2 protein-coding genes are annotated in these 4,044 nt (G+C 72.4%); one reads left to right on the top strand and one right to left on the bottom strand.

Translation table 11 applies throughout. From position 1 onward, the window contains the following. The coding region (locus H5J33_RS38430) for a cytochrome c oxidase subunit II (RefSeq protein WP_181797329.1) at window positions 1-603 on the bottom strand (603 nt) is incomplete at its 3' end. Window positions 604-814: 211 nt separating this feature from the next. Between H5J33_RS38430 and fdh the strand changes: the two genes are divergently transcribed. Further along, a partial coding sequence (gene fdh, locus H5J33_RS26240; RefSeq protein WP_309485492.1) for a formate dehydrogenase occupies window positions 815-4,044 on the top strand: 3,230 nt, incomplete at its 3' end.

Genomic DNA, 4,044 nt, shown 5'->3' with positions numbered 1-4,044 from the left:
CGCGCGCGGTGGCACGGCCTTGATCCAGAAGTCCATGGTGTGGTGGCGCTGGCCGCAGAACTCGGCGCACCGGCCGCGCCAGCGGCCCGTCCGGTCCAGGGTGAGGGTGAGGGTGTTCACGTGGTGCGGGAAGGCGTCGGTCTTGTAGCGCAGGCCGGGCACCCAGAGGGAGTGGACGACGTCCCGGGAGGTGAGCCGCAGCTGGACGGTCCGGCCGGCCGGCACGACGAGGGTGGGCATGTCGTGGCCCGCACAGGTGCCGGTGACGCTGCGTTGGGCCGGGGAGCCGGGGTAGCGGAAGGTCCAGCACCACTGGAAGCCGGTGACGTCGACGCGCAGCGGGCGGGGACCCGCCGCGGGGTGCTCCCGGTGGTTCTGCCAGGCGGTCCAGGTCACGAGGAAGACCGCGAAGGCGGCCAGGGCGCCGACGTAGTACGCCTCCAGGCGGGGCCGTTCGGAGCGCTCTGCGGCACCGGCGGCGGGGCGGGCGCCGCGGTGGCGCAGCAGCGTCCAGGCGAGCAGGCCGAGGACGGCGAGGAACACGGCACCGGCGATGGCCGCCTCCACCGTGAACACCGTTCCGAAGACGTGACGCTGCCTCACGGCGTCACCGCCTTCGCCCCGCCGCCCCTGACCGTCATCCGATCGCTCCCGTCACTCGCTCGGGGACCGTGACCAACCGGACATTACGGGGCAGGTCGTCCGGTCCGGGTACCGACACACCGCAGCGGTACGGCCCCCGGACCGGGGCGGCCGGGATGCCGTACGCGCGGGGCGGCGGGACAATCGAGGCACCCGAGCGGGAGGAGGAGCCGTGGGCGTACGCACCTGGATCGACTCCTGGCCGGTCTACCGGCAGCTCACCGGCACGGATCCGCTGGGCCGGGGGGCCGCCGCCAAGAGCGCGGCGAGCGCCCGGCTGACGCCCCGGGTGGCCACGGCCGACCGGGTGGTGAAGTCCGTCTGCCCGTACTGCGCGGTGGGCTGCGGCCAGAACGTGTACGTCGAGGACGGCCGGGTCACACAGATCGAGGGCGACCCGGACTCCCCCGTCTCCCGCGGCCGGCTGTGCCCCAAGGGCGCGGCCAGCCTCCAGCTGACCACCGGCGACGCCCGCGAGCGGCAGGTCCTGTACCGGCGTCCGTACGGCACCGGGTGGGAGCGGCTGGACCTGGACACGGCGATGGACATGATCGCCGACCGGGTGATCGAGGCCCGCCGGGCCGGCTGGCAGTGGGAGGTCGACGAGACCCGCACCCGGCGCACCCTCGGCATCGCGAGCCTCGGCGGCGCCACGCTCGACAACGAGGAGAACTACCTGCTGAAGAAGCTGTTCACCGCGCTGGGAGCGATCCAGATCGAGAACCAGGCGCGCGTTTGACACTCCTCCACCGTTCCCGGTCTGGGAACCTCGTTCGGCCGCGGCGGCGCGACCACCTTCCAGCAGGACCTCCAGCACGCGGACTGCATCGTCATCCAGGGCTCGAACATGGCCGAGTGCCATCCGGTCGGGTTCCAGTGGGTGATGGAGGCCAAGGCCCGCGGCGCCAAGGTGATCCACGTCGACCCGCGGTTCACCCGCACCAGCGCGCTCGCCGACCTGCACGTGCCGCTGCGCGCGGGCACGGACATCGCCTTCCTCGGCGGGATCGTCAACCACGTGCTGCGGAACGAGAAGTACTTCCGCGAGTACGTCGTGGCGTACACCAACGCCCCGGTGATCCTGCGGGAGGACTTCCGGGACACCGAGGACCTGGCCGGTGTCTTCTCCGGCCTGGACCGTGACAACCGCAGTTACGACAACACGAGTTGGCAGTACGAGGGCACCGAGGTCCAGGCGGCCTCCGGCGAGCGCGACCAGGAGTACGAGGAGCGCACCCGGGGCGGCACGTCCGTGACGGAGGCCGCGCGGGGCGAGGCCCACGGCTCCGGCGGCGCGGTCATCGGCGAGGGCGAGCCGGAGCGGGACGAGACGCTGTCCCACCCCCGCTGTGTCTTCCAGGTGCTCAGACGGCACTACGCCCGCTACACCCCGGAACTGGTCGAGCAGGTCTGCGGCGTGCCGCGGGAACTGTTCCGGCGGGTGTGCGAGCTGGTCACGGAGAACTCCGGGCGCGACCGGACCACGGCCTTCGCCTACGCGGTCGGCTGGACCCAGCACACGGTGGGCGTGCAGAACATCCGGGCCGCCTCCGTCCTGCAACTGCTGCTCGGCAACATCGGCCGGCCGGGCGGCGGCATCCTGGCGCTGCGCGGGCACGCCTCCATCCAGGGGTCCACGGACATCCCGACCCTGTTCAACCTGCTGCCCGGCTACATCCCGATGCCGCACGCGCACCAGAACCAGGACCTGGACGCGTTCTGCGCCGCCGAGGCCGCGCACAAGGGCTACTGGGGCAACATGCGGGCGTACCTGGTGAGCCTGCTCAAGGCCTACTGGGGTGACGCGGCGAGCGCGGAGAACGACTTCTGCTTCGACTACCTGCCCCGGCTGACCGGCTCCCACTCGACGTACGAGACGACGATGGCCCAGCTGGAGGGCGTCTGCAAAGGCTACTTCCTGATCGGCGAGAACCCGGCGGTGGGCAACGCCGGCTCCAAGCTGATGCGGCTCGGCATGGCGAACCTCGACTGGCTGGTGGTCCGGGACTTCTCGCTGATCGAGTCGGCGACCTGGTGGCGGGACGGGCCGGAGATCGAGACCGGCGAGCTGCGCACCGAGGACATCCGCACGGAGGTGTTCTTCCTGCCGGCCGCCGCGCACACCGAGAAGGACGGCAGCTTCACCAACACCCAGCGGCTGCTCCAGTGGCACCACCAGGCGGTCGAGCCGCCCGGCGAGGCGCGCAGCGACCTGTGGTTCGCCTACCACCTGGGCCGGATCATCCGGGCGAAGCTCGCCGGGTCCGCCGACGAGATGGACCGGCCGGTGCTCGACCTGGCCTGGGACTACCCGACGAAGGGCCCGCTCGCCGAACCGGACGCGGAGGCCGTCCTCGCCGAGATCAACGGCCGCTTCGCCGACGGCGGCCCGCTGTCCTCCTACGAGGAGCTGAAGGACGACGGCTCGACGGCCTGCGGCTGCTGGATCTACTGCGGGGTCTACGCCGACGGCGTCAACCAGGCGGCCCGCCGCAAGCCTGGCCGGGAGCAGGACTGGGTGGCGGCCGAGTGGGCGTGGGCGTGGCCGGCCAACCGGCGCATCCTGTACAACCGCGCCTCGGCCGACCCCGAGGGCCGGCCGTGGAGCGAGCGGAAGGCCCTGGTGTGGTGGGACGCGGAGCGCGGCGAGTGGACGGGACACGACGTCCCCGACTTCAAGAAGGACAAGGCGCCGGACCACGTCCCGCCCGAGGACGCCAGGGGACCCGAGGCCCTGTCCGGCACGGACCCGTTCATCATGCAGGCCGACGGCAAGGGCTGGCTGTACGTCCCCTCCGGGCTCACGGACGGCCCCCTGCCGGCCCACTACGAGCCGCAGGACTCCCCCGTCCCGAACCTCCTCCACGACCAACAGCGCAACCCGGTACGGCAGTTGTTGCCGCCGCACCCGGACAACCGCTACCAGCCGAGCGGCGCTGACCCCGGCTCCGCGGTGTTCCCCTACGTGGCCACCACCTACCGGCTCACCGAGCACCACACGGCGGGCGGGATGTCCCGCTGGCAGCCGTACCTGGCCGAACTCCAGCCGGAGTTCTTCTGCGAGGTGTCCCCCGAACTGGCCGCCGAACGGGGCCTGGCGCACACCGGATGGGCGACGGTCGTCAGCGCCCGGGGCGTGATCGAGGCGCGGGTGCTGGTCACCGCCCGGATGACCCCGCTGACCGTGCGCGGCCGCCCGCTGCACCAGGTGGGGCTGCCCTACCACTGGGGCCCGAACGGCTACAGCACCGGCGACGCGGCCAACGAACTGCTGCACCTGTCCCTGGATCCCAACACGCACATCCAGGAGACGAAGGCGTTCGCCGTCGACATCCGCCCGGGACGGCGGCCACGGGGCGAGGCCGCCCTGGCGCTGGTGCGGGCGTACCGGATCCGGGCGGG

The sequence above is a fragment of the Streptomyces sp. WELS2 genome (genome assembly GCF_013870595.1).
Taxonomy (GTDB): Bacteria; Actinomycetota; Actinomycetes; order Streptomycetales; family Streptomycetaceae; genus Streptomyces.
Note: the sequence above shows the minus strand (reverse complement) of the source record. Positions and strands in the feature narration are given on the sequence as shown.